This window comes from Nocardiopsis potens DSM 45234, assembly GCF_000341105.1.
In the GTDB taxonomy this organism is placed as follows: domain Bacteria; phylum Actinomycetota; class Actinomycetes; order Streptosporangiales; family Streptosporangiaceae; genus Nocardiopsis_A; species Nocardiopsis_A potens.
In genome coordinates this window covers 1-25533 of the sequence record NZ_ANBB01000069.1, presented here as the reverse complement: position 1 = coordinate 25533, position 25533 = coordinate 1, and the positions used below count along the sequence as shown (strand labels likewise).

Sequence of the window (25533 nt, the reverse complement as noted above, 5' to 3'; positions counted from 1 at the left end):
CTCCATCACCTCACGCGTGCTCGGCGGCGGATCGGGCGGGGCCCCGCGACTCCAGGTAGGACGCGAGCGTGCCCACCGTGGCGAAGTCGTCCATGTCGATGTCCTCCGGGTCCACCTCGATCCCGGTGGCGTCCTCGAGGGCCATCAGCAGTTCGAGCACGGACGTGGAGTCCAGATGCAGCTCATCGAAGAGCCGGGTCTCCTCGGTGGCCTCCGGCACCTCGCGCTCCAGGACCGTGCCGAGAGCGTCGGTGATGGCGGCGGTGATCTCCTCGCGGGTCATGTGCGACTCCTCAGGGTGGTGGGTGTCCGGAACCGGGGTTCCGGTGTTCGTCGGTGTGGGATGCGGCGGATGCGCCTCCGCCTCCGGGCGGCGCGGGGGAGCGGCCGCCCGGCTCAGCCGCCGGAGGCCCTCCCCGCCGGGCCCGCGGTCCGCTCCTCCCCGGCGGTGAAGTCGACCAGCCGCTGCCGGGCGAGCAGGTCGTCCCCGCGGTCGGGGAGACGGACCAGGTGGGGGGTGCCGTCGTGCACCAGGACCTCGCCGGGGAAGCCGTGGCTCAGGAAGAGCCCCGGCGAGGCGCTCGGCCCGTAGGCCCCCGAGCGCTCGACCCCGAGCAGGTCCCCGGGGGCGACGGGAGGCAGCACGACGCGCCTGCCCAGGACGTCGTTGGGCGTGCAGAGGGGGCCGGTGACGGTGTACGTGCCGGTCTCGCCGGGGCGCCGGGGGCTCAGCATCCGCATGGGGAAGTTGCGCTTGACGAAGCTGCCGATGCCGACGGCGGCCATGTGGTGGTTGGTGCCTCCGTCGGCCACCACGAACCGCTCCCCCATGGACTCCTTCACGTAGAGCGCCCGCACCATGTAGACGCCGCATGTCGCGGTCAGGTAGCGGCCCAGCTCGTTGATCAGCCGGCAGCCCGGGTGGTCCCGGAGGAAGCCCCGGGCGGCCCGGTTGATCCCCGACGCGAGCGTGTCGGGGTCCGGATCGGTCTCATTGTCGAAGTAGGCGACGCCGAACCCGCCGCCGAAGTCCACCGCCTTCAGCTCGATGCCCAGGACCTCGGCCAGTTCGGCCGCGGTGCCGAGGATCTGCTCGGTGTTGTGCACGATGTCCTCGGCGTCGAGGAACCGGGTGCCCATGTAGACGTGGAACCCCTGCACGCGGGCGCGGCGCAGCCCGGCGATCGGTCCTCCGGCGGTGCGCAGGGCCCCTGCGTCGATGCCGAACTGCCGGGGCTTGCCGCCCATCGCCAGCCCCGAGCCCTTGGTGTGGAACTCCGGGTTGACCCGCAGCAGCACGGGCACCTCCCGGTCGCCGGACCCGGCGGCGATCCGGTCGAGTTCGCGGAGCTCCTCCAGGGACTCGCAGACCACGGCGCCCACTCCGGCCCGTACGCACTCCTCCAGTTCGCGCCGGGTCTTGCCGGGGCCGAGGTAGACGATGCGCTCCGGGGGGACGCCGGCCCACAGGGCGGTGCGCAGCTCCACCGCTGAGGAGACCTCCGCACCCGCCCCCAGTGAGGCGAGGTAGGAGCAGACGCTCACGTTCGGGTTGGCCTTCAGCGAATAGAGGATGTCGATCGCGGGGTCGAGGCGCTCGCGGAGGCCGTTGTAGACCGCCTCCAGCGCGTTCGCGTCGTAGACGAACAGAGGGGTGCCGAACGCCCGGGCGAGCTCGCTCGCCGGGACGCCCTGGACCCGCCATTCCTCTGCGGCGGGGGTGTCTTCCGCGGTGCCCTCGCGGGGCGTGTCCGCACGGGTCATCGGGCGGCCTCCTGGTCGGTGAGTCGGCCGAGCCGCTCGGCGAAGCGCCGGTCCAGCTCTGCGAGCCGCCCGCCGTCCGGGGCGAACAGGACCGTGTACAGGCGCCCCTCGGCGGGGCGGGCGGATCCGCCCTGCTCCGGGCCGTGGGCGTTGAGCGTCCCGAAGCAGGCGATGAGCGCGCCGCGGCCGTCCGCCGGCGGGACGGCCAGGCCGTCCAGGGCCTCCGTCAGCTCGGCGAAGCCGACGGGGCGGCGCGGACGCAGCGTGTAGTGCTTGGCCAGTGCCATGGAGCCGGGGCGGTGGAAGCGCTCCATCACCCGGCTCTGGTAGCTCGACATGTTCAACCGGGCGTTGATCTCCAGCACCGGGTACAGCAGGCCGTCCTCGCCGAGCAGCGCGTCGACCCCCACGGCGCCGAAGAAGCCGTCGGCGTGCAGCCGGCCGCCGAGCAGCTCGGCGGCGCGGCCGATCTCCTCGATGTGCGCGCAGCTCAGCCCGGCCGGGACCAGGTGCCCCTGGTGGACGCCGCCGGAGGTGAGCGCCTGCTTGACGAAGTCCAGCCGGGTGCGCCCGGCGCGGTCGATGGTGAACTGGTAGTTGAGGTCGAACCGCTTGGGGAGGAACCGCTCGACGACGACGTGCACGGCCGGATCGCCGGTGCGGGCGGCCCTGCGCTCCACCATCCGCACCAGGCCCTCGGCCCGCTTCCGGGAGTCGACGACCAGCAGGCCCTTGCCGGACACCCCGTAGGCGTCCTTGACGATGACCGGCGGGTCCTCGGCCGTGTCGGAGAGCAGCGCCGACCGGAGTCCGTCCGCGGTGGTGCAGCTGCGGCCCGGGACGGCCCGCAGCCCGAGCTCGTCGACCACCGCCCTGCTGTAGATCTTGCTGTTCACCCGCCGGGCGGTGGCGGCGTCCGGGGCGGCGGGTTTGAGGCCGGTCGCCGCGGCGATCTCCGCGATGCTCCGGGACATCCCCATCGGCATCAGGTGGGCGCCCCGGTCGGCCAGTTCGCGCAGCCGCCGCAGTACCGAGGGGGAGCCGAGCACCGCCCGGGCGGTGTCCGCGCCGTCGACGAGGATCTCCTGCGCGGGGGTGAGCCCGGCCTCCTCGAGGTGGCGGCGGTGGCCGGGGTCCAGCGGGGCCCCGAGGAGGAGGTGGTCCCCGGGGTCGGACAGCAGGGAGCCGAGCTGCTCCATGCGCTGCACGACGGGCGCGGCGGCGGCGCCCTGCGCGGCGGGCAGCCCGGGGAAGCCCTGTGCCCATTCGTGCTCCGCTTCGAAGTTGCAGAGCCAGACGAACTCCGCCTCGCGGTCGCCGACGAGGGCTTCCTTGAGTGCGGCGGTGGACGTGGCGGCGCCGCTCATGCCGCCTCCGTTCCGGACCGCCTGATCACCATGGCGCCGAAGGTGGCGCCGAGGCCGACGGAGGCCAGCACGTAGGGGCGGCCGGCCTTCAGGCGCCCCGCGTCGCGCAGTGTCGTGTAGTTGACGAAGACGTCCGAGGAGTAGCAGTGGCTCAGCCGGGGGACGTTGTCCAGGAACACCTGCTCGGGCGGGATCTCGAGCTCCTTGATCACGTGCCGCCAGGAGATCGTGTTGACGTTGTGCGGGATGACCAGGTCGACTTCGGCCGGTTCCAGGCCCGCTTCGGCCACCGCCTCGCGGATCACGTCGGCCAGTTCCGGCGCGTACACGGCCCCGAACCGCTTGATCCGGTCGTCGGTCATCAGCAGGCCGTCGGCGAACTCCCCGTGCACCCGGTCGACGTAGGACAGCACCGGGTCGCCGGGCCCGTCCAGGGTGAACAGGCAGGCCGCGGCGGCCTCGGCCATGATGGCGCTGTGCGGGATGAGCTGGATCCGGGGGGAGTAGGCGCGTTCGCCGGTGACCATGAGGCCGTAGCCGCCGGGGGCGCGCCGGCCGCGGTCGGCGCGCATCAGCTCGGCGGTGATGTCGATCGCGCCCATGCTGCTCACACAGGCCTGCTGGTTGACGGCGAAGGCCTCGGCGCCGTGCAGCCCGAGCGCGTCGCGGATGAGCGGTGCGGCGTCGAGGCCGGGCGGGGTGAGCATCTGCATGGTGTGCGCGAAGACGACGTAGTCGACGCGCCGGCCCTCGGGCAGTGCCTCCAGGGCGCGGCGGGCGGGCGGCAGGACGAGGTCGAGCAGGCCGCCGCCCGGTTCGTAGCGCAGCTCGTCCAGTCCGTAGATCTTGCGGAAGACGCCGATCTCGGTGGCCCGCAGGCCCAGCCGCCCGGCCAGGTCGTCGATCTTCACCCGGGAGGAGGGCAGGCCGGACTCGATCCGCTCGAGCGTGGCGGTCCCGGTCACCGCGGAACCTCCTGCCCGCCCGGAGCGGACGCCGCCAGGGCGGCGCCGACCAGCCAGTTCCGCGGTGCCCCCCGGGCGTCCCGGGGCGGAGGCGGGTAGGGCCAGCGCCCTTCCCCCGCGCCGGGCTCCCCGGGCTGCTTGAGGTCGCGCAGCGTCCAGCCGCAGCGGGCCAGGAACCCGGCGGGGTCGTCGGTCCCGAACAGCCACGGCGTGCCGTCGCCCGCGAGGGCGGCGAGGAACGGCTGGGTCATCGGGTGCTTCAGCAGCGACGCGCTCGTCATGTCGGTGGCCAGCAGGGATCCGGGCGCCGATGCCCGGGCCAGGTCCGACAGCAGGTCGGCCGCCTGCTTCTCCTCGAGGAAGAACAGCAGGCCCTCCGCCACCCACAGGGTCGGCAGGGAGGCGTCGAACCCGGCCCCGGCCAGCGGTGTGCGCCAGTCCTCTGCGAGGTCGGCGGGAACGGGAACGGTCCGCACCGCCGGCTCGGGGGCGAAGCCGCGCAGCCGCCGCCGCTTCTCCTCCAGCAGCGCGCCGTGGTCGATTTCGTAGACCACGGTCCCCTCCGGCCAGTCCAGCCGGTAGGAGCGCGTGTCCATGCCGCTGGCGACCATGGCGACCTGGCGGATGCCGCCGCCGGCCAGTGCCCGGGTGATCGAGTCGTCCATGTAGCGGGTCCGGACGGCGATGAACTCCGCCACCCCCGCACCCTTGTACCGCTCCAGCAGCTCGAACCCGCGGGGGGCGGCGAGGCGGCGCGCGTATTCGTCCGTGATCAGGCGGCCCGACGGGCGCTCGGATTCGAGCGCCCGCGCGGCGGCCGTCCACTGCGCGGTGTACGAGATCTCTTCCATGTCCGTCCTTCGCTGTGGTCCTCAGCCGGTCACGGGGGTGCGGCCGTCGAAGAAGGCCTTCCTGATGCTGTTCAGGGTCCGCAGGTCGTCGAGGTCGAGGGTGTCCATCGGGATCTCGGTGTCGGCGGCCTGCTCGATGGTGAAGATGAACTCGACGAAGGAGAGGGAGTCGACGAGGCGGTTCTCGACCAGGTCCTCGTCGGCGCCCACGCTCTCGCGCTCCGGGTTCTTCGCCAGAATCCAGGCGGTGACCTCGTCGAACGCCGTGGTCGGAGTTTCGGGCATGACGTTCCTCCTAGGGGCGGGGGGCAGGGCGGCGCACGTGCGCCGCCCGCGGCTCTCGGCCGCGCCGGCCGGGGCGCGGGCGGGCGAGGGGAAGAAGGGCTAGGCGATCGGCTGCCGCCGCGGGCCTTCTCCGGCCGGAGCGGCGACCGCCGCGGCGACCGCGATCGCGTAGTCGCCGTCGTGCGTGATGCTCACGGAGATGGGGCCGTCGATCCCCGCATCGCGGGCATGGTCGCGGGCGGCCCCCTCCAACTCGACCTCGGGCCAGGAGCGTTGCGGCGCCGAGATCCTGATCAGGGTCCAGGGAAGGACGGTGTCCTCCCGGAGGAAGAGCTTGAAAACGGCTTCCTTGGCGGCGAGGCGCCCGGCCAGCGCGGACACGTCGATCAGCCCTCCGCGCCGGCATTCGTCGAGTTCGTCCGGGCGCACCATGCGCTCCAGGGCGGTCCTTCCGCCGCCGTCCAGCATCCGCCGGACCCGGGCCAGCGGGACGAGGTCCACCCCCACTCTGCTCGGCACCGGGGTCACTCCGGTCCCGGGGAGGCGGACCGGACCGCCTCGGCCGCCTTCTCCGCGTTGCCGTACCGGGTGAGGAGCACGCTCGCCCAGCGTTCGAGCCCGAAGGCGACGCAGCCGGTGAAGGCGTTCGCGCCGTCGCCGGTGGTGATCCCGCACCGCTCTCCGAAGAAGTTCCGGTGGACGTTGACCGAGGCGATGGCCAGGTCGTCGACGATGAACTCCCGCTTGACCTCCTGGAGCCGCTGCATCACGGCGCGCCCGCCCTCCCGGTCGAAGAAGGGGTCGGTCGCGGCCGCGGAGCGGGCCTCCAGGTCCAGGGCGTCGAGGAACGCGGCGATGCGCCCGGTGAACGCCGCAAGGATCCGGGAGACGTGTTCGGAGTCGCCGAGCGGGACCACCTCCCGCATCTGGAAGCCGAGCAGCCTGCGCAGCCCGTCGAAGTACTCCTCGTTGCGGAAGCAGCGGTTGACCAGGGTGACCAGGGTCGAGGAGGGGATCCGCCGGTCCTCGAAGTAGAGGTAGGCGCCGAAGCAGGCGGCGGTGGGCAGGCCCAGGTGCGCCCCGGCCAGCCGGTCGGAGGGGAGCCGGTGCCCTTCGGGCCTGCTCCGCTCCGGGTCCGCGAGCGGGCCGGCGACCAGGGCCAGGTGCGGGAAATTGTCGTAGACGTCGAACTTCTCCAGGTCCTCGACCGGGTAGACCGGGGGGACCGATATCTGCTCCGCCCCCGCTTCGAGCGCCCATCCGGTGAAAGTCGCGTCCAGTTCTCGGATCAGTTCCGTGTGGTCGGGATCGAAGATCGCAAGTCCGCTGGATATTCTGTTCGCCATGATCGCTCCGGGATCTTCAGTTGCTCGCTGAAAATGCGGACAGGTCGCGGTCGCCGAGGAGCCCGGTCTTGGTCAGGAAGGAGAAGGTCTTCCGGAACACCTGCTGCTCGAACTCTTTCCTTCTGGGATCGTTCAGCAGCCGGCGCCGGAATTCGAGCGGGTTCTCGATTCCGGCGTCGCGGTACACCTGGGGACTGTACAGCGACTCGAAGCTGAAACTCATGTACCGTTTCAGGTAGTCGCTGACCTGGGTGATCTCTTCTTCGGTCGCGGTCTTCCTGAAGTCCTCGAAGAGGACGGAGACGAGTTCCCGACCGAAGGCGATGTGGCGTGACTCGTCCTGGTGGTGGATCCGGTTGACCTGCCGGATCGTTTCGTGCAGGTTCCGATCCAGGGCCATTTTGGAGTTGAAATGGTCGACGAGTTCCTCGAAGATCAATATCCTGCAGAATACGAGAAGACTCTCGGCGTTGTTCGGAGGAATGGTCTCCGCGCCGCCGCGGGGCTGCGTGTATATCTTTCCGCCATAGCGGAGGCAGAACTCGGCGAAGAACCACATGTGTTCGTTCTCTTCGCCGATGAAGTGGTGGAAGAATTCCGACGGGGTCCGGAAGTCCGCGGTGTGGATTCGCTTCGTGACCTCGATGAGCAGCTCGCGGATTCCGTGGACGTTGAGGCTGTAGAAGTTGACGCTTTCGTGGCGGGAGAGGGCGTGGAGTCGTTCGGCCGGCAGCTCGTCGGCAATGGGGGTTCCGTATGTCGTGGTCAGCTCGGGAGTCATCCACCACATTTCGGCGGGAAGCTCGTCGGGCCATTCGAATACCCGGTACGGGTTGTAGTAGTCCTCGATGGACTTCTCGTTCAGGCGGTCCAGGATGGTCTTCAGCCGCTCGCTCTCATCGATCAACCTGCTCACCATGGCAGACGCTCCCTGCTTCGCGCGGGTGGTATTCGATCTTCGATCGACCGGGGCGGGACGGCTCTCGCGGGTTTGCGTTCGAGCAAACCTCGGCGTGCGATGTCCCGCGCAGCCGTGTTCTTTTTACGCGACCGTACAGGGGAAGTAAAGGGCCCTTCGACCAGAGATGATCACTGTCGGTAACGAAAAATGATCTTTTGGTGATGTGGAGTATCAGGGGTGTGGGTCGGCTATGCGGAGGTCAGGTCGAAGATGATCAAAAAACGAGGTCAAGGGTGAGGGGAGTCGGATTTTCGCCTGGTCACTTTTCGTGGTTCCGGGGCCGGATCGGGTCATTCTATTGACGATTCAAGGATTCTCTGACTCGGGAATGCGAGTCTTTCTCACGTGTTATCGAGCGTGAGTTTTCGCGGTGAGTTCGAAGGGGTGTGGTCCGCTGTTCATTGAGAGGAAAGCAGTTGAGGAAACGCATTTCGGGTCCGTATGGAAGGAATGCGGAAATGCGTGTGGCCCCCGATCCGCGGATCGGGGGCCACACGCATTTCCGCTCTGCGGGGCCGGCGGGCCCGGCCGGCCCGGCCGGGCCCGCTTATACGGGCCGGGGGCCGGGGGCAGGGGCTTCCGGCTGCTCGAGGGCCTCTCCGCCGCCCTCGTCGCCCGCCCGGGCCGGACCGCGCCGGGAGACGGCGTGGGCGAGTTCGGACATGAGCAGGGCGGCGAGGGCGATGCCGGCCGCGATGAGGGTCAGCTTCCCGGCCCCGACCAGCACGATCCCGGCACCGCCGAGCACGCCCGACATCGTGATGCCGAGGTAGAGGATCGCGGCGTTCAGGGAGATCAGGACGGACGCGGACTCGGGCTTCAGGGTGATGAGGCGGTGCTGCTGCGGCGCGGTGATCGCGAATGCGGCGAAGCCGTAGAGGACCACCATGAGCACGGCCGCGGGGTACAGCGTGGTCGCCAGCGGGATGAGGAGCAGGGTGGCGGCCAGCCAGACCAGGGCGCCCGCCACGACGCGCCGGCTGCCGACGCGGTCGGCCAGCGAGCCCGCGGCGTAGTTGGCGAGCGTGCCGACGATGCCGACCAGCGACATCAGGACGGCGAGGCGGACGCTGTCGCCGCCGGTGGCCGGGGCGAACACGGCCGAGATGTAGGTGTAGGGGATGTAGACGGCGGTGAACGCGAGCAGGGTGGTCACCAGGATCATCACCACCCGGCGGTCGGCCAGCGGGGTGAGCCGGGCGCGCAGCGTCTCGGGGGCGGGGGCGTTCACGTTCTTGGGCACCAGCACGGCCAGCCCCGCCATCGCGAGCAGGGCCAGGGCGGCGACGAAGAGCACCGCGCTGCGCCAGCCGAGCATTCCGCCCAGGACGGTGCCGATGGGGGCTCCGAGGGCCGTCGCGGCGGTCAGGCCGGTGGTGACGAGGGCGATGGCGCGCCCGCGCCATTCCGGGGCGACCAGGGCCGATGCGGTCACCGAGGCGGTCGGGATGAACAGGCCGGCCCCCGCCGCCGCCACCATCTGGGCGAGGAGGAGCACGGTGAAGTCGGGGGCGAGCGCGGTGCCGACGTTGCCGGCGAGGTAGACGGCGGCCGCGGCGAGCAGCACCCGCCGCCGGGGGAGGCCGGCGGTCGCGGTGGCCAGGACCGGGGCCAGCACCGCGCAGGTCAGCGCGAACACGGTGACGACCTGCCCGGCCGTGGGGACCGTGACGTCGAGTGAGGCGGAGAGCTGGGGGAGCAGGCCGGCGAGCACGAATTCGCAGGTGCCGATGGCGAAGGTGCCGAACGCCAGTATCAGGACGCTCCACCGCGGCCGCGCGTGGGCCGCTGAATCCGCAGCGGATCGGTCTCCGAGCATTCGCTATCCGTTCCTTTCCCCGGCCGGCCCTGCCGGCCGGCGGTGTCGGTCGTCAGGCGTTCGATGCGGAGCCCCGAGGGGGCCGCTCTCGTCCGCCGGCCCGCGCGCCCTGAAACGGAACCGATCGGTACCGTTTTCGATCAACAGGAACGGTACCGATCGGTTCCGTTCTGTGTCAAGGGGTGAGCGTGCGGATGCGGCGGGAAGCGGGCGGCCCCCGGCGGAGCCCCGGATCCGGGCGGAGGCCGGGGAGGAAGGGCCCGGCCGCCGGGATCAGAGGTCGATGGAGACCGAGTAGGCCGAGAGCCAGCCGTTCAGCCCGAGCACCGTCTCCAGGTTCATCCGGTCGTACTTGCGGCTGGTGTCGCCCAGGGGAGTGTCCAGCAGCGCCCGTACCGCGGAGGCGTCCAGCAGGGGGAGCACCGGCGAGTCCGGATCCGCCAGCACCGCCGCGGCCTCCGCCCGCAGGGCGCCTTCGTAGCCGGGGTCCTGGGTGGTGGGGTAGGGGCTCTTCACGCGGTTCAGGATCGACTCCGGGAGCAGGTCCGACACCGCCGCGCGGAGCAGGCTCTTCTCCCGCCCGTCGAAGGACTTCATCTCCCAGGGGACGTTGTAGGCGTACTCCACCAGGCGGTGGTCGCAGAAGGGCACCCGCACCTCCAGGCCCACCGCCATGCTCATCCGGTCCTTCCGGTCCAGGAGCGCCTGGTTGAACCGGGTCAGGTTGAGGTGGGTGAGGCGGCGCATCAGGCGCTCCTGCTCGCCGTCCCCGGGCAGCACCGGCGCCTCCGCCATCGCCTGCGCGTGGCTGTCGCGGAGGAAGCCGGCCATGTCGAGCTTCTCCAGCAGGGACGGGGAGAACAGGCCCTTTCCGTCGAACAGTGCCCTGGTGGGCGAGGCGAGCCAGGGGAAGGTGTCGGCCTTCAGGGCCTCCGGGGTGTGGAACCAGGGGTACCCGCCGAAGACCTCGTCGGCCGACTCCCCGGAGAGGGCGACCGTGGACTCCTTCCTGATCTCCTGGAACAGCCGGTACAGCGACGGCCACATGTCGCCCCAGTAGGTCGGGGGCAGGTCCGCGGCCCGGAGCACCGCGGCGCGCAGCTCCGGGTCGGCGAGCTCTCCGCTGTCCAGGATGATCTCGCTGTGCTCGGAGCCGACGTGCCGTACCAGGTCGCGGGCGAAGGGGGTGTCCGGGGAGCCGTGGATCGCGTCCTTGCGGAAGCCCGTGCCGTGGTCGGCGAAGTCGACCGAGAACGAGCGGACGGGCTCGGAGCCGAGGCGCCCGGCGGCCAGGGCCGTGATCGCGGAGGAGTCCAGTCCGCCGGAGAGCAGCGAGCACACCGGTACATCGGCGACGAGCTGCCGGTCGACGATGTCCTCCAGGAGCGAGCGCACCGTCGCGATTGTGGTCCGCAGGTCGTCGGTGTGCTCGCGCGCCTCCAGGGCCCAGTAGGTGCGCCGGGCGAGGCCCTCCCGCCGGACGCGGACGATCTGCCCGGGACGCACTTCGCGCATGCCGGCGAAGACCGCCTGCTCCGGCGTCTTCACCATCTCCAGGACCTCGCGCATGCCGTCCGCGTCGATCCGGCGCGGGACCTCCGGATGGGCGAGCAGGGCCTTGGGCTCGGAACCGAACACGATCCCGCCGCTCAGCGGGAAGTAGTACAGGGGTTTGACGCCCATCCGGTCGCGGACCAGGAGCAGCTCCTGCCGGCGGGCGTCCCAGAGCGCGTAGGCGAACATCCCGTTCAGGCGGTCGACGAGGCCCTCGCCCCATTCCAGGTGGCCGCGGAGGACGACCTCGGTGTCGCTGCGGGTGCGGAACCGGTGCCCGCGCGCGGCCAGTTCGGTGCGGAGCTCTCGGAAGTTGTAGACCTCTCCGCTGTAGGTCAGGCAGGCGAGGGGGCGGCCGTCCTCGTCCGCGGCCATCGGCTGGCGGCCGCCTTCGAGGTCGATGACGGACAGCCGCCGGTGGCCGAGCGCCGCGCGGGCGTCGGCCCACGTACCGGCGTCGTCCGGCCCGCGGCAGGCCATCGTCTCGGTCATCCGGTCGAGCACCGGGGTCTCGGTGCGCACGTCTCGGTGGAAGTCCACCCAGCCGGCGATGCCACACATGCGTACTCCTCGGGGCAGGGGGTGAGCGGCTCCGCGAAGCGAGGAGGCCGGAGCCGGTCGGGCCCGGGTCCAGGGCCCTGATGTTCCGACGGCCGTCAACAATTTCGATGGCCATCGACGTTTGCGATTGGCATCGTAACAATCGGTGCGGTGTAATGGAACTCATGACGCCTCGCCCCGGTACGCACAGTGAGTCCGCCTGGCTGCCCCACCCCGACCTGCGGACCCTGGACATCGGTGTCCTGCTCCAGGCGCTCGCCGACCCGGTGCGCCTGCAGATCGTCCGCATGCTCGTCGAGCGGGGGGAGGGGTCGTGCGGCTCGCTGGACCTTCCGGTCAACCGCTCGACGATCTCCCACCACCTGCGCACCCTGCGGGACAGCGGCCTGGTGGCGACGCGGCTGCAAGGCACCTCCCGGCTGAGCCGGGTCCGCTGGAGCGAAGTCGAGGACCGGTTCCCGGGGCTGCTCCCCGCCATCGTCGACGCTCCCCCACCCGAAGAGGCGGACTCGGCCCCGAGCACCCCCTAGCTGTATTGGCCTGCAGGGTTGTTGGCGCGGGTGATGGGCGGGCCGCCGTCGAGTGCGGTGTGGCAGCGGTGGTGGTCGTAGGTGTGGAGGAAGTCTGCCAGGGCGGCTGTCCGTTCGTCGTTTGAGCCGTAGGGCCGCAGGTAGGCCCATTCGTCGAGCAGGGTGCGGTTGAAGCGCTCGACCTTGCCGTTGGTCTGGGGCCGGTAGGCGCGGGTGAGCTTGCCGGTCGCGCCGAGATCGGCCACCGGCGCATCCATTTGTGGGCCGTGGTCCGTGAGACCCCCGTCTCGGCCGCGACATGGGCGAGGGGGCGGCCTGAACGGGCGCGTTCGACCAGCAGCCTCCTACCGAAGACGGTCAGTCGGGCATTACGGTGGGCCATGAAGGCCTCCGTGCGGTGAGTTCCTAGACAGCTCCCACCGCACAGGAGGTCTTCGCCATGTTCAAGGCCACAGCAGTGTCAACAACGTCCATGACCATTACGCCTAGATCGTTGATGGGAAACCGCTGAACGGCCTGCGGGCACGACGAAGGGCGCCCATGCTCAAGCTGTGAACACGAACCTGGACGCCCTTCTGACCGCACTCTACGTCCACCTGGACGACCACGTCCTGCCCTCGCGCGAACAGCCCCGCCGAACGGGCCGGCCCCGCCTGCTCACCGACGCCGAACTCGTGTGCGTCGCCGCAGCCCAGGTGCTGCTGGGATGCGATTCCGAGCGCCACTGGATGCGCGCCGCCCCCTCCCGGATCGGCCACCTGTTCCCCCGCCTGCCCGGCCAGTCCGAGTACAACCGCCGCCTGCGCGATGCCGCCCCGGCCCTGCAAGCCGCGGCCATGCACCTGGCCCGGGCCCTTCCCACCTGGCACGAGCGGCTGCGCCTGATGGACGGCACACCCGTCCGTTGCGGGGCCTCCCGGACCACCGTCAACCGCTCCGGGCTCGGTGAGCTCGCCGGCTACGGCCGCGACGCCTCCCACCACTCCTTCTACTGGGGCGCCAAGCTCATGCTCATCACCACCGCCGAAGGGGCCGTGACGGCGTTCTCCCTGGCCCACCCCAAGGAGCTGGACGAGCGCAAGCAGGCCCTGCACCTGCTCCACGTACGGCGGTGCGCCCCGGGGCCGTGCCCGATCGTGTGCGACAAGGGCTTCGCCGGGGCCGGCATCGAGGCGGCCGCCGCAGCAGCGGGGTTCGCCCTGGTGCGCCCCGCGCTGAAGGGCGAGGACGATGACGGACGGTTCCCGGGCTGGTTGCGCCAGCGCATCGAGGCGGTGATCTGGACGCTGAAGAACCAGCTCGGGCTGGAGCGCCACCAGGCGCGCACCACCGAGGGGCTGTGGGCGCGCACCTGCCAGCGGGTCATGGCCTTGAACGCCGCGATCTGGCACAACTGGCTGATCGGAGCCCCGGTCAAGCGGTCGCTGACCGCCTACGACCACTGACCAGGACACACGTTTCCCATCAACGATCTAGGCGCTGTTCTCGAACAGGGCAGGTCGCGCAGCCGGATCCGGATCGAGGCGAGCCGACCGTCCCGCCGTGGACCGCGGCGCGCCCGTCGTGGCGAACGGCCACCGCCCGGTTCCGCTTGAGCAGGTCGATGGCCCGCTCGACGGTGTTGCGGTCGCGGCAGGCCGCCCGACCGAAGGCCGGGGCCTGCCGCCCGCCGAGCCGGCCCGACCGGCCGGGGGCGCCCACAGCGAAGCGTTGGAGCGGGGCGACCTCGGCAACGCGTTGCAGGAGGCGAGCCGGTTCGGGAGGCGATCGACGCCTGCACCCGCGCCCGCGACCTGTTCCAGTAGATCGAAGAGCCCCGGAACGAAGCGGAAGCGCGGATCCGGCCCGACCCGGCGCCGGTGCATGAACGACAAGGTGAGGGTGTCCGGCCCGGAGGTGCGCCGCTGTTCATCCGGGCCGGGGGCGGGGGAGGAGAACGCCCTCGGTGTTCCCGCCGGAACCGCTCTGCGAGACCTGCGGACGTCCGCTCAGCCGGCGGTGATCGGTGCGCCCATGGCGTGGTATCCGCCGTCGACGTGCAGGGTGGTGCCGGTGATGGCGCGCGCGGCAGGGCTCATCAGGAACAGGGCGGGCCCGGCGACCACGGTCGCATCGGTGGTGTCCCACCCTGCCGGGGCGGATTCCGCCCACCGGTCGGCGATCCGGTCGAAGCCGGGGATCGATCCGCCGGCCAGGGACTTGATCGGGCCGGCCGAGACCGTGTTGACCCGGATGCCGTCGCCGCCGAGGTCGCGGGCCAGGTACTTGGTGGAGTTCTCCAGGACCGCCTTGGCCGAGCCCATCCAGTCATAGACCGGCCAGGCCCGGGAGGCGTCGAAGGTGAGGCTCACGATGCCGGCGCCGTCGGGCGCTGCGGCCAGCAGGCCGCGGAACCCGACGGCCAGCGCCTTGAGGGAGTAGCCGGAGATGTGGATCGCGGTGGCCGCGTCCTCCCAGGAGGTGTCGAGGAAGCCGCCGCCCAGCGCGGTTGCGGGGGCGTAGGCGATGGAGTGCAGCAGCCCGTCCACGTGGTCCCAGTGGTCGGCGACGGCTTCGGCGGCCGCGGTGATCTGGTCGGGGTCGGTGACGTCCAGGCCCAGGATGTCGACCGGCTCGGCGGGCAGGCGCCTGGCGATGCGCTCCAGGATCGACGGCTGCCGCCCCGGCGGATTGGACAGGACGACCTGGTGGCCCTGTTTCATCGCCTCCTCGGCGACGGCGTAGGCGATGGAGGACCGGGTGGTGATGCCGGTGATGAGCAGGTTCACGAGTTCTCCGGGGTGGTGTTTTCGCCGGCAGTGGCACCGTAGTGGTGGGCGGTCAGGCCGTCGCCCGCGAATCTGCACAAAGATCGCTCCTCGGTTTTGGAGCCGGGTGCTTCAAAGCCGAGGAGCGGTGACGGCGCCGGTGGCCGGGGTACATCGCCGGCACGCCGGTCACATCCGGGCCGGGGGGTGGTGACCACGCCCCGGGCGCCGGGGAGAGGAGGGCGCGCACGGGCCGGCCGGCGTCGTCCGGCCACACCACCGCCCCGGCCGCGGCGAACTCTTCGGAGGCGCCGATGCGCTCGGCCAAGGCGCCCAGGTCGGTGCCGGGAGGCGGGGCGAGCAGCCACCGCTGCCCGGCCACCGCGGTCAGGGCGCGGTGCAGGGCGCGGGTCTCGCCGACGGTGGAGTCGCCCACCACCGGCACCGTTCCCCTGTTCCGGCCTTCGCCGATGCACACGCCACGGTGCTGCCGCTTTCGGTGAGGGGGCGGAGAACCCTTTACGGAGCGAATCGCTCCGCTGTAGCGTGTGGCTTACCGGAGTGTTCCGCTCCGATTGGCTTGAGGGGGATGCATGCGCGCTGTGGTGATGGAGCGGTTCGGCGGGCCGGAGGTGCTCGCCGTCCGTGAACTTCCGGACCCGGTGCCGGAGCCCGGGCAGGTGCTGGTGGCCGTTGAATGCGCCGGGATCACGTTCGTCGAGACCCAGGTGCGCGCTGGACGGGGGCCGGCGGGCAAGCGGTCGGAGCCCGGCCCTCGCGTCTTGGGCAACGGGGTCGGAGGGGAGGTCGTCGCCGTCGGCTCGTCCGCCGATCGGGAACTGCTGGGGACGACCGTGGTGACCACGACCGGGGGAACCGGTGGTTATGCCGAGCTCGCTGTCGCGAGGGCCTGCGATGCCATCCCGGTTCCGGAAGGAGTGCCGCTGCAGGATGCGGTGGCGCTGCTGGCCGACGGCCGCACCGCGGTCCTGCTGCACCGGCGGGCGCAGGTCGGCCCCGGTGAATGGGTGCTGGTCGAAGCGGCGGGAGGCGGTGTCGGCAGTCTGCTGGTGCAGCTGGCGGCCGGTTCGGGCGCCAAGGTGATCGGCGCGGCCCGGGGCTCCGCCAAACGGGAGTTGGTGACTTCGCTGGGGGCGGTCGCCTACGTCGATTACGCCCGGGCCGGGTGGGAGCGTACGGTCGTCGAGATCACCGAAGGCGCGGGCGTCGACGTGCTGTTCGACGGGGTCGGCGGCCGGATCGGGACCTGCGGCCTTTCGGCCGTGCGCGCCGGGGGACGGGTCAGCATCTACGGCATGGCCTCCGGTGAGTGGACCCGGCCGAACGGGCAGGTGACCGTCATCGCCGACGACGGGGCACCGAGCCCCTCCGAGATCCGCGCCCTGGCCGAGGAGGCGCTCGCCCAAGCCGCGGCGGGCCGGCTGCGTCCCGTCATCGGCCAGACCTACCGGTTGGCCGAGGCGGCCGAAGCCCACCGGGCGATCGAGGCGCGTGCGACGACAGGGAAGACCGTGCTGGTCCCCTGAACGGGGGACCGCCGCGACGCCGCGGCAGGGGTCGTTCGGCCCCGGGCACCGCTCCGCCGGCCGCCGCGATGCGGGGCGCCGCGATCGCCGCAGCGGCGTCGGACGGATCCGTCCGGTGCACCCGCCTGCGTCGGCCGCGGTGGTTCGATGGGACACCGCCCCGGAAGCGTCGGCGATGACCGGGCTGATCCCGCCGGTCGGCGGGATCACCTCGGGGGCGGGGCGGATAGGGCCGGGGGACCGGCCTCGGCGGTCTCCTCCGGCGTCGGATCCGTCCGGCCGCTCCTGGGGAACCCCTCACGCGGCCATCCCGGTCTGCGAGGGGCCTTGCAGACGGCGGTCTGCGCGAGTCCAGGCCCCGAAGCGGGCAGGCGGGTCTCACGAGACCGGTGCGTCGAGGGGCGGCCCTGCGCCGCCCGCCCTCGCGGAGGGCCCCTCACCAGGGCACAGGCCCGTCCTCGGCGAAGAACCCGGCGGTCGGGCCGCCGGTGTCGAGCGTGGCCAGCCGTACCACGACCGCGGCGCCCTGGGCGGGAGTGAGGAACCCGGTGTGGTCGTTGATATCGGTGTCGACGTAGCCGGGTGCGGCGGCGTTGACCAGGATGCCGTCCTTGCGCAGCTCGTTGGCGTACTGCACGGTCAGCGCGTTCAGCGCGGACTTGGACGGGTTGTAGGCGGCCGACGGCAGCAGGTCCGCGAAGGGCCCGTCCGGGTCGCCGGTGAGGGTCAGCGACGCGGAATGGCTGCTGACGTTGACGATGCGCGGTGCCGGTGACCGCCGCAGCAGCGGCAGCATCGCGTTGGTCACCGCGACCACCCCGAACACGTTGGTCTCGAACGCGGCCCGCACCGTGTCGAGGCCGACGGTGCTGGGGACCTGGTCGGTGGCCTCCGCGGGGGCGACCTGTCCGGAGCCGGTGATCCCGGCGTTGTTGACCAGCACGTCGAGGCGGCCGAAGTCCTTCTCGATCCGGGCGGCGGCCGCGCGGACGGCGGCCTGGTCGGTGACGTCCAGAACGACCGCGTGCGCGTCGCCTCCCGAGGCGCGCAGCGCCGCGGCGGCCTCCTGTCCGCGCCGCCGGTCGCGGGCGCCGACCAGGACCGTCATGCCCAGCGCGGCGAGCCGCGCGGCGGTCGCGAGGCCGATCCCCTTGTTGGCTCCGCTGATCAGCGCGATCTTCTGATGGGAGGTCTGCTCGTTCATGTTCGGCTCCTGGTGTTGGGCGGGGGCCGGTCCGAATCGGTGGTCAAGACCCGGGACGATCCGGACCGGCCCCCTGTGACATGCGGGTGGAAGGGGGTGGGTGCTACGGGGCGGCGGTGGAGGCCTGACGGCTCAGGAAGCGCTCGAAGGTCAGCAGGCCGGGGAAGCGCTCGCGGAGCGCCGGCAGGTCGGCCCGGTACCCGTCCTCGGCGAACCACTCGAACATGCGCTCTTCGATGGGCAGGGGGACCAGGCGGGTCGGGACGCCGGTGACGCGCTGGTAGATCTCGGCGACACGGGTGAACGGCAGTTCGTCCCCGGCGATCTCCAGCCGGGCGCCGGCGAACTCGGCCGGTTCGTCGAAGGCGGTGGCGGCGATGCGCCCGATGTCGGCGGCGGCGATCATCTGCATCGGCCGGTCGGGCAGGACGGGCAGCTCCATGACGCGCTCGCCCTGCGCGCCGGCATAGTGCAGGAGGTTGTCCATGAAGAACACCGGGCGCAGGATCGTGGCGGGCAGGCCGAGGCCCAGGATGTGCCGTTCGATCTCGGCCTTGCTCTCGAAGTGGTCGATGCCGGTCCGGCGTTCGGCGCCGCCGACCGAGCTGTAGACCAGGTGCTCGACGCCCGCGTCGAGCGCGGCGTCGGCGACCGCCTTGCCCCGGCGGACCTCGGCGGCGAGGGCCTCCGGTTCGGAGGCCAGGGGCTGGACGCTGAACACTCCGTAGGCGCCCTCCACCGCCCGGTGCAGGGACGGGGCGTCGTCCAGGTCCCCGGTGGCGAGTGCGGCGCCGAGGTCCTGCAGTTCGCGGGCGGCGAGAGCGCCGGGATCGCGGACCAGCGCGCGCACCGCCCATCCGCGCCGCAGCAGTGCTCGGGTCGCCGCACCGCCCTGGTTGCCGGTCGCTCCGGTGACCAGGATGGTCTTGGTTCCGGTCATGACGACTCCTTAGATGTTGTGCCCTGGACGGGGTTCGGGGCGGTGCGGAGGCGGTCGGCCTCCGCAGGGCGAAGGTGGACGTTCAGGCCGAGGCCTGGGGAGGGCGGGGCGGTGCCGGTGGGTGCGTCGGGCCGCTGGAGCGGCATCGCGGTCCTTGGGCAGCACGCCCCCTTGAAACGGAGCGATTTGATCCGATTGGAGGGAACGCTATAGCGGAGCGAATCGCTCCGCAATGGAGTAGGATGTGACCATGGACACCGCACGCCGCCGCCGGGCCCCCCGGCAGGCCGAGGCCGAGCGCAACGACCGGGAACTGCTGCGCGCCGCCCGCGAGGTGCTCGCCGAGGACGGGGCCCACGCCTCGGTGGCGGCGATCGCCGCGCGCGCCGGGGTCGGGATCGGCAGCCTCTACCGCCGCTACCGCACCAAGGAGGAGCTGTTCCAGCGCCTGGCCGAACTCTCACTCGACCAGTGGACCGACACCCTCGAGCAGGCCGCGGCGTGCGACGACCCGTGGGAGGCGCTGACCGCGTTCATCACCGCCTCCCTGGAGGCCGACCGGGGCTCGCTCGCCCCGATCGCCGGAGCCGTCGAGGTCACCCCCGCCATGTGGGAGAAGCACCGCCGCGCCGATCGGCAGCTGGCCGGCCTGGTGGAACGGGCCACCGCCGCCGGCGTGCTGCGCCCGGACGTGACCGCGACCGACATCTGGGTGCTGCTGGAGCAGCTCACCGCCGCCCCCATGATCGAACAGCTCCGCAGGCAGGGCCGCACCGATCTGCTCCCCGCCGCCGTCGAGGCGCGGCAGCGGACCATAGCGATCGTCCTGGACGGGCTGCGACCCCCCGGCAGCCCCCTGCCCGGCGGTCCGCCCGCCGAGACCCTTTTCACCGGTCGCTGGGCCGACGACCGGCACCGCTGACCGGGCGGACCCGGACGGACCCTTCGGCCGCAAGCCCTCGGAAGGCCGGGCAGAGCGGCCGGTGCCGGATGCCGCCGAGGCGGCCGGAGGCAGGCGCGGGGCTCCTATCCTCCCGGCCGGACCGCGCCCATGAACCTGGAACTGTAGGCGCCGCTCTCGACGGGTTCGGTGCGCACGGTCTGGCCGCTGCTCGGCGCGTTGACCATCCGGCCTTCGCCGATGTGCATCGTCACGTGCGAGGGCGCCGGGCCCGGGCGCCCCGCAGGCCCGGCAGGGCCAGCCCGGCGGCGATGACCGTCCACGCCGGATCGCCGCCGCGGGCCCGGGCCACCAGCCGCCGCCAGAAACCGTCGGCCTGATCACCCGGCAGGCCCAGCACCCACCGGGTGAGCGCACCGGCGCACAGCCCACCGGGCGGCATGCCGGCCATGGCGCTCAGCTCCGGCTCCACAGCGCGCACCGCCTGGTCGAAGGAGCAGCGCAGGGCGGGGGAGAGGAGGGGCTGCGCGCCGGGGGCGAACGGACGCCGTCCCCGGTACAGGTGCGGGCGTGGCGGTGGGCGCTGGACAACCGGGGCGAGGGCGGGGCCCTGCCCAGCGGAAAGGAGATCGCGGCCCGGTTCGGACGCAAAGAGCGCTGGGGGAGGCTGGTCAAGCAGCGGGGCGAGAAGGGCGCCTTCGACCGCAGAGTCCCTGCACGCCCGGGACAAGCAGCGGAAGCGGTGCCGGAAGGGCGGGGAAGGGGCGGGTAGGCGCCGTTCGGGCTCCGCTCCGTCCAGAGGTGCGATGAACCTGGGCAGGCCCGGCCGTGGGAGGGCGGCCCGCCTGGCCGGTTCACGTGCGAGCACCCCATGCGGGCTGGAGGGGAGTCCGCCGCACGCGGACCGGTCCGCGTGCGGCGGAGGCGGGGGACCGGCCGGGCCCGCCGGGCGGCGGGCCCGGCCCGGTCAGCGCCAGAATCCCCGGTGGGGGAGGGCGGCCTCGTCTTCGAGCAGGGGGCCGATGACCTCCACCCGGCGCTGGCCCCGGGCGAGGACCTCCCTGCAGGGCAGGTCGAGCGTGGGGTTCTCGGCGGCGTCGCCGGTGAATTCGAGCAGCCGGCGCTCGGACAGCCCGTAGACCAGGCGCCCGATCCCGGTCCAGTACAGGGCGCCGGTGCACATCGCGCACGGCTCGGCGCTGCTGTACAGGGTGGCGCCGGCCAGCCGCTCCAGCGGCACGGCCTGCGCGGCGGCCGCCGCCGCGCACAGCTCGGCGTGCCGGGTGGGGTCCCCTTCGGGCGGCATGGAGTTGTTGCCGCGGGCCGCGATCACGGTGCCGTCCGCGGCGGCGACCAGGGCGCCGAACGGGTGGCGGCCGCGTCCCGCGGCCTCGCGGGCGAGGGCGAAGGCCCGCCGCAGCAGCTCGATGTCCTGGTCGGTGGGGGTGCCGGCCGTCGGGGCGGCGGTGTCGGCCATGTGGTTCCTTTCGTCGTCCCGGCCGCCGTCGGCCGGGGGTTCGGGGGCGGAGGACTCGGGGCCGCCGCGCTCCTCTTCGCGGGCCGGCCGGTGCAGCAGCGCGTTGAGCAGCACCGCGGTGATCGCGCCGAGGAAGATGCCGCTCTCCAGCACGAGGCCGAGCGGCCCGTGCACGCGCCCGAAGAGCTCGGGCGAGGCCATGGGGAGCACGCCCACGCTCAGCGAGACGGCCACCACCAGGGCGTTGTTCGTGCCGGCGTAGCGGACCCGGGCGAGCTCCTGGACGCCGGCCGCCGTCGTCATGCCGAACATGACGATCGCGCCGCCGCCCAGGACCGCCGGCGGGATGGCCGAGACGACGGCGCCGATCTTGGGCAGCAGGCCGAAGGCGATCATGATCAGCCCGCCCGCCGCGACCGTGAACCGGCTGCGCACCCTCGTCATGGCCAGCAGCCCGGTGTTCTGGCTGAACGCGTTGAGCGGGAAGCCGTTGTAGAGGCCTCCGAGCATCGAGGCGAGGCCGTCGGCGCGGAACGCGTCGGCGAGCCGGCGCCGGTCGACCCGCACGCCCACGATGTGCCCGATCGCGAGCATGTTCCCGGTGGTCTCGGCGAGGATGACCAGCATCGCCAGGGACATCATCAGGACCGGCACGACCTCGAAGCGGGGCGCGCCGAAGGACAGCGGCGCGGCCAGCCCGACCCAGGGCGCCTCGGAGACGCCGCCGAAGTCGGTGGTCCCGGTGAGGAACGCGGCGCAGGTGCCGACGGCCAGGCCGGCCAGGACGCTCAGGCTGCTCCACAGGCCCCGGCCGAGGACGTGCACGGCGATGGTCGTCGCGACGGTGAGCAGCCCCAGCAGGAGGTGGACCGGGGCGCCGAAGTCCTCGCTCCCCTCCCCGCCGCCGAGCCAGCCCGCCGCGGCCGGCATCAGCGAGATCCCCACGATCGTCACCAGGCTGCCGATCACCACCGGCGGGAAGAACCGCAGCAGCCGGGAGAAGACCGGGGCGAGGACGACGGTGAGCGCGCCGGCCGCGATGACCGCGCCGAACACCGACGGCAGCCCGTAGCGCTCGCCGATGAGCAGGGCGGGCGCCAGGCCGATGAAGGAGGCGCCCTGCACGATGGGGAAGCGGGCGCCGAACCGCCACAGCCCCAGTGCCTGGACGAGGGTGCCGACCCCGCCGACGATGAGGTTGGCGTTGACCAGCGCGACGGTCTGGGACCGGTCCAGGCCGAGGGTCTCGGCCAGGATGAGCGGTACGGCGACCACTCCCGCGTACATGACCAGCACGTGCTGGAGCCCGAGCGTCGCCGAGCGGCCGAGCGGCAGGCGCTGGTCGACGGGGCCGGGCGCCGCGGCGGCGCGGGGGCGTCGGAGGCGGGGGACGGGCATGGGACCTCCCAGGTCTTCCCGGCGGCCGCCCTCCCCGGCGCGCCGCCGGGGGTCCGGAGCCGGATGACCGCCGATGCTAAGTGCGGGACCGCTGATGCACGAAGCCGGTTACCATCGATCGAATCGATGGAAGGGGCGGGTGTGCGCATCACGCTGGACCGGCTGGAGGCGTTCGTGGTCGCCTGCGAGGCGGGCTCGTTCTCCGCCGCCGCCCGACGCCTGGGCAAGTCGCAGTCCACGCTGTCGGCGGCCATCGCCCAGCTGGAGGTCGACGTGGGCGCCGACCTCTTCGACCGCTCGACGCGGGTGCCGCGGCTGACCGAGGCGGGGCGCCGGCTGGCCCTGGAGGCGCGGACGGTGGTCGACCGCGCCCGCGGCTTCGAGCGCCACGCGGACGCGCTGGCCCTGGAGCAGGCCCCTTCGCTGACGCTGGCGGCCGGCGTGCACATGCGGCTGCTCTCCGAGCCGCTCCGGGACTTCGCCGAGCACTACCCCTACGTCAACCTGATGGTGCACAGCCCGGTCGGGATGCGGATCGACGAGCAGGTGCGCCGGGGCGAGGCCGCCCTCGGCGTGGGCTTCGCCGCCCCCGGCTACGACCGCTCGCTGGACTTCCGCCAGCTGGGCAAGCTGATCCTGCTGCACGTGGTGCACCGCGACCACCCGCTGGCGGCCCGGGAGCGGGTGGGCTTCGCCGACCTCAGGGAGCACCGCCGCCTCGTCCACTCCGACCAGGCCGACGTGCAGCCGACCACCGAGTACCTGCAGGCCGCGCAGACCTGGGAGGTCTTCGGCTACGAGCCGCTGGTCGAGCTGACCCGGGCGGGCCTGGGCTGGGCGACGGTGCCGCGCCAGTGCGTGCTGGAGGAGCTGGCCCGCGGGGAGTTCGTGGAGCTCCAGCTCGAGGCCTACCCGCACACCGACTGGCTGGTGGGGGTGGACCTGGTCTACCCGCGCTCCCGCCTGCCCTCCCGTCCGGAACTGTGGCTCAGGGAGCGCCTGAGCGCCCACCTGGTCTCCGAGCGCGACCGGGACGGCAACCCGACCGCCCCCAGGTGAGGCCGGTGCGCCGGGGCCGCGGTGCGGCCGGCGGAGCGGGCGGGCCCGGCGCCGTGCCCCTCGGAAGGACGGTCCGAGCGGGGCGCGGCACCGGGGAGAGGGCCGGCAGGGTACGCGGCGAGGAGCGGCTCCGGCCCCCTCACGGAGGCAACTCTACTCTTACGTGAGGGGAGAATGTGCCGGGAGGGGCGCCGAACGCGAAGGCGCCCGCCCGGGGACCGCCGTCTCGGTCCCGGGCGGGCGCCTCGCCTCCGTCGAGGGTCAGTGGCTGCCGGCGAGCTCGCCGCTGAGCCGGCCGTGCATCGCGGCGCTGTACTCGTTGAGCCCGATGATCTCCACCGTCTTCTGCTTGGCCGCGTACTTGGTGGTGATGGCGTCCAGCGCCGCCACCGTCGAGGCGTCCCAGATGTGGGCGCGGGTCAGGTCGATGACCACGTGCTCGGGGTCGCCGGCGTAGTCGAACCGGTAGACGAGGTCGTTGCTGGAGGCGAAGAACAGCTCGCCCTTGACCACGTAGACCACCTGGCCGCCGTCGGGGTCGGGCATGGAGGAGACGTCGACCAGGTGGGCCACCCGCCGGGCGAAGGCGACGAAGGCGACCAGGGAGCCGGTGACCACGCCGATGGCCAGGTTGTGGGTGGCCACCACCGCGACCACGGTGACCGCCATGACCAGGGTCTCGCCCACCGGCATCCGCTTGAGCGTGGCCGGGGCCACCGAGTGCCAGTCGAAGGTGGAGACCGCCACGATGATCATCACCGCGACCAGGGCGGCCATCGGGATCTGGGAGACCCACGGGCCGAAGGCGATGCACAGCACCATCAGGAACACCCCGGCCAGGAAGGTGGAGATGCGGGTGCGCGCGCCGGAGACCTTGACGTTGATCATGGTCTGGCCGATCATCGCGCAGCCGCCCATGCCGCCGAAGAGGCCGGTGACGATGTTGGCGATGCCCTGGCCGATGGACTCGCGGGTCTTGTCGGAGTGGGTGTCGGTGATGTCGTCGACCAGCTTGGCCGTCATCAGCGACTCCATCAGCCCCACCAGGGCGAAGGCCAGCGCGTAGGGGGCGATGAGGGTGAGGGTGTCCAGGGTGAGCGGCACGTCGGGGATGCCGGGGACCGGCAGCGAGGAGGGCAGCGCGCCCTTGTCGCCGACGGTGGGCACCGCCAGCCCGGCGCCCAGGGTCAGCGCGGTCAGCGCGATGATGGACACCAGCGGCGCGGGGACGGCCTTGGTGAGCCGGGGGAAGGCGACGATGATCGCCAGGCCCAGGGCGAGCAGCGGGTAGACGATCCAGGGCACGTCGACCAGCTCGGGGACCTGGGCCATGAAGATCAGGATGGCCAGGGCGTTGACGAAGCCGACCATGACCGAGCGGGGCACGAACCGCATCAGCCGGGCCACCCCCAGGGCGCCCAGCACGACCTGGAGGACGCCGCCCAGGATCACCGCGGCGACCAGGTACCCCAGGCCGTGGTTGATCGACAGCGGCGCAACGACCAGCGCGATCGCACCGGTGGCCGCCGAGATCATCGCGCGGCGGCCGCCCACGATCGAGATCACCACGGCCATGGTGAAGGAGGCGTACAGCCCCACGGCCGGGTCGACCCCGGCGATGATGGAGAAGGAGATCGCCTCGGGGATCAGCGCGAGCGCGACCACCAGGCCGGCCAGTACTTCGGTGCGCAGCACCCGCAGCGGGGGCAGCGCGGGGCGTCGGCGCGCGAGCGTCGTCAGGAAGGTCATGGTTCCGATCTCGGTCAGAGGCCGTGCAGGGGCCCGGTTGCGTCGAACAGAGGTCTGCGGTGGGCAGGGCCGCTCGGGCGGCGCTGCGCCGGGGCGCGATGAGGCCCCGGCCCCGTCCGCGCGGCGGCGCTGCCGCGGATCCGGCCCCGGTCTGCCGGGCGGGTGGGACGAACGGGGAGAAGTTCGCATCCGGCCGCACACGGAACATGCGGCTCAGTGCGGTTCAAACTCTACAGTTACGTAAGGGTCGTTTCGGCGCTGCGGGACTGAGAGGGCCCTCACACTCCCGGGGGCCGCCCGCCCCTCGCCACTGCCGCCGCGCGCCGCCCGGGGGTGGCCGCGAAGGGTGGGATCATCGGAGGTCGGCGGGCGGACGGGGCCCGGGCGGCCCGGGGCTCCCGGAAGGCGCTCTTCCCCGAGCCGGCGACCCCGGCGCGGCTAGTCGCCCGGGTCGACGCCGCCGGCCAGGAGCGGTTCCATCACCATGTCGGGGTGCTCGCGCTCGATC

Annotated in this window: 24 protein-coding genes and 1 pseudogene; 5 read left to right on the top strand and 20 right to left on the bottom strand. The window is 72.4% G+C overall.

The genetic code is table 11. The features are described 5' to 3' along the window. Window positions 1-10 precede the first annotated feature (10 nt). From D459_RS0126665 to asnB, 11 genes are all read right to left on the bottom strand, one after another. Window positions 11-283, bottom strand: coding sequence for an acyl carrier protein (locus D459_RS0126665; RefSeq protein ID WP_017596053.1), 273 nt, complete (start codon window positions 281-283; stop codon window positions 11-13). A 113-nt stretch (window positions 284-396) separates the two neighbouring features. Beyond that, the gene (locus D459_RS0126660; RefSeq protein WP_017596052.1) at window positions 397-1764 is read right to left on the bottom strand and encodes a type III PLP-dependent enzyme domain-containing protein; all 1368 of its coding nucleotides are present in this window, start codon (window positions 1762-1764) and stop codon (window positions 397-399) included. Next, window positions 1761-3131, bottom strand: coding sequence for a preATP grasp domain-containing protein (locus D459_RS0126655; RefSeq protein WP_017596051.1), 1371 nt, complete (start codon window positions 3129-3131; stop codon window positions 1761-1763). Before D459_RS0126655 ends, D459_RS0126660 begins: the two co-directional genes overlap by 4 nt. Further along, a complete protein-coding gene (locus D459_RS0126650; protein WP_017596050.1) occupies window positions 3128-4096 on the bottom strand; it encodes a 3-oxoacyl-[acyl-carrier-protein] synthase III C-terminal domain-containing protein in 969 nt (322 codons plus the stop codon). The genes D459_RS0126655 and D459_RS0126650 overlap by 4 nt, the downstream gene beginning before the upstream one ends. Beyond that, the gene (locus D459_RS0126645; RefSeq protein ID WP_017596049.1) at window positions 4093-4947 is read right to left on the bottom strand and encodes a class I SAM-dependent methyltransferase; all 855 of its coding nucleotides are present in this window, start codon (window positions 4945-4947) and stop codon (window positions 4093-4095) included. The genes D459_RS0126650 and D459_RS0126645 overlap by 4 nt, the downstream gene beginning before the upstream one ends. A gap of 21 nt (window positions 4948-4968) precedes the next feature. Continuing rightward, on the bottom strand, window positions 4969-5232 hold the full coding sequence (locus D459_RS0126640) for an acyl carrier protein (RefSeq protein ID WP_017596048.1): 264 nt from the start codon (window positions 5230-5232) through the stop codon (window positions 4969-4971). A 99-nt stretch (window positions 5233-5331) separates the two neighbouring features. Beyond that, on the bottom strand, window positions 5332-5751 hold the full coding sequence (locus tag D459_RS32960; RefSeq protein WP_086003926.1) for a holo-ACP synthase: 420 nt from the start codon (window positions 5749-5751) through the stop codon (window positions 5332-5334). A 5-nt stretch (window positions 5752-5756) separates the two neighbouring features. Beyond that, window positions 5757-6578, bottom strand: a complete 822-nt coding sequence (locus D459_RS0126630; protein ID WP_017596046.1) for a class-II aminoacyl-tRNA synthetase family protein — start codon at window positions 6576-6578, stop codon at window positions 5757-5759. 16 nt (window positions 6579-6594) lie between these two features. Further along, window positions 6595-7497: a diiron oxygenase gene (locus D459_RS32955; protein ID WP_017596045.1), complete on the bottom strand. Its 903-nt coding sequence runs from the start codon at window positions 7495-7497 to the stop codon at window positions 6595-6597. A gap of 589 nt (window positions 7498-8086) precedes the next feature. Next, window positions 8087-9358: an MFS transporter gene (locus D459_RS32950; protein WP_017596044.1), complete on the bottom strand. Its 1272-nt coding sequence runs from the start codon at window positions 9356-9358 to the stop codon at window positions 8087-8089. A 273-nt stretch (window positions 9359-9631) separates the two neighbouring features. After that, complete coding sequence (gene asnB, locus D459_RS0126615) at window positions 9632-11473, bottom strand: asparagine synthase (glutamine-hydrolyzing) (protein ID WP_017596043.1); 1842 nt, start codon at window positions 11471-11473, stop codon at window positions 9632-9634. 164 nt (window positions 11474-11637) lie between these two features. Here asnB and D459_RS32945 point away from each other — a divergent pair, with 164 nt between their 5' ends. Continuing rightward, complete coding sequence (locus D459_RS32945; protein ID WP_020380347.1) at window positions 11638-12003, top strand: ArsR/SmtB family transcription factor; 366 nt, start codon at window positions 11638-11640, stop codon at window positions 12001-12003. On the opposite strand, the pseudogene D459_RS37170 reads toward D459_RS32945, so the two are convergent. Further along, window positions 12000-12236 (bottom strand): annotated as a pseudogene (locus D459_RS37170) (integrase core domain-containing protein); the annotation flags it as partial. The gene D459_RS32945 and the pseudogene D459_RS37170 overlap by 4 nt on opposite strands. 318 nt (window positions 12237-12554) lie before the next feature. Here D459_RS37170 and D459_RS0126600 point away from each other — a divergent pair. Further along, entirely contained in the window at window positions 12555-13448 is an 894-nt protein-coding gene (locus D459_RS0126600) for a transposase (protein WP_017596040.1), read from the top strand. Between the two features lie 543 nt (window positions 13449-13991). On the opposite strand, the gene fabI is transcribed toward D459_RS0126600, so the two are convergent. Both fabI and D459_RS0126590 read right to left on the bottom strand, forming a co-directional pair. After that, entirely contained in the window at window positions 13992-14771 is a 780-nt protein-coding gene (fabI, locus tag D459_RS0126595) for an enoyl-ACP reductase FabI (protein ID WP_017596039.1), read from the bottom strand. A 52-nt stretch (window positions 14772-14823) separates the two neighbouring features. Continuing rightward, window positions 14824-15186: a hypothetical protein gene (locus D459_RS0126590; RefSeq protein ID WP_161634181.1), complete on the bottom strand. Its 363-nt coding sequence runs from the start codon at window positions 15184-15186 to the stop codon at window positions 14824-14826. 157 nt (window positions 15187-15343) lie between these two features. Here D459_RS0126590 and D459_RS0126585 point away from each other — a divergent pair, with 157 nt between their 5' ends. Continuing rightward, window positions 15344-16297 (top strand): zinc-binding dehydrogenase, encoded by a 954-nt coding sequence (locus tag D459_RS0126585; RefSeq protein WP_017596037.1) that lies wholly within the window; start codon window positions 15344-15346, stop codon window positions 16295-16297. A gap of 436 nt (window positions 16298-16733) precedes the next feature. On the opposite strand, the gene D459_RS0126580 is transcribed toward D459_RS0126585, so the two are convergent. Together D459_RS0126580 and D459_RS0126575 are read right to left on the bottom strand one after the other, a co-directional pair. Next, complete coding sequence (locus tag D459_RS0126580) at window positions 16734-17501, bottom strand: SDR family NAD(P)-dependent oxidoreductase (RefSeq protein ID WP_017596036.1); 768 nt, start codon at window positions 17499-17501, stop codon at window positions 16734-16736. A 103-nt stretch (window positions 17502-17604) separates the two neighbouring features. Then, entirely contained in the window at window positions 17605-18441 is an 837-nt protein-coding gene (locus tag D459_RS0126575; RefSeq protein ID WP_017596035.1) for an NmrA/HSCARG family protein, read from the bottom strand. A gap of 250 nt (window positions 18442-18691) precedes the next feature. Between D459_RS0126575 and D459_RS0126570 the strand changes: the two genes are divergently transcribed. Continuing rightward, window positions 18692-19363 (top strand): TetR/AcrR family transcriptional regulator, encoded by a 672-nt coding sequence (locus tag D459_RS0126570; protein WP_017596034.1) that lies wholly within the window; start codon window positions 18692-18694, stop codon window positions 19361-19363. 104 nt (window positions 19364-19467) lie between these two features. Here D459_RS0126570 and D459_RS37440 read toward each other — a convergent pair whose 3' ends face one another. The 3 genes from D459_RS37440 to D459_RS32940 all read right to left on the bottom strand — a co-directional run bounded on the left by D459_RS37440 (window position 19468) and on the right by D459_RS32940 (window position 22217). Continuing rightward, window positions 19468-19590, bottom strand: coding sequence for a hypothetical protein (locus D459_RS37440; RefSeq protein ID WP_020380344.1), 123 nt, complete (start codon window positions 19588-19590; stop codon window positions 19468-19470). 2 nt (window positions 19591-19592) lie between these two features. Further along, window positions 19593-19823 carry a hypothetical protein gene (locus D459_RS36300; RefSeq protein ID WP_169558476.1) on the bottom strand — a complete coding sequence of 77 codons (231 nt, stop codon included), beginning with the start codon at window positions 19821-19823 and terminating at the stop codon, window positions 19593-19595. Between the two features lie 486 nt (window positions 19824-20309). Further along, window positions 20310-22217, bottom strand: coding sequence for a solute carrier family 23 protein (locus D459_RS32940; protein WP_017596031.1), 1908 nt, complete (start codon window positions 22215-22217; stop codon window positions 20310-20312). A gap of 141 nt (window positions 22218-22358) precedes the next feature. On the opposite strand from D459_RS32940, the gene D459_RS0126545 reads away from it, so the two are divergent. Beyond that, window positions 22359-23276 carry a LysR family transcriptional regulator gene (locus tag D459_RS0126545; RefSeq protein WP_017596030.1) on the top strand — a complete coding sequence of 306 codons (918 nt, stop codon included), beginning with the start codon at window positions 22359-22361 and terminating at the stop codon, window positions 23274-23276. 261 nt (window positions 23277-23537) lie between these two features. Here D459_RS0126545 and D459_RS0126540 read toward each other — a convergent pair whose 3' ends face one another. Beyond that, window positions 23538-25025 carry a SulP family inorganic anion transporter gene (locus D459_RS0126540; RefSeq protein WP_017596029.1) on the bottom strand — a complete coding sequence of 496 codons (1488 nt, stop codon included), beginning with the start codon at window positions 25023-25025 and terminating at the stop codon, window positions 23538-23540. Between the last annotated feature and the right edge of the window lie 508 nt (window positions 25026-25533).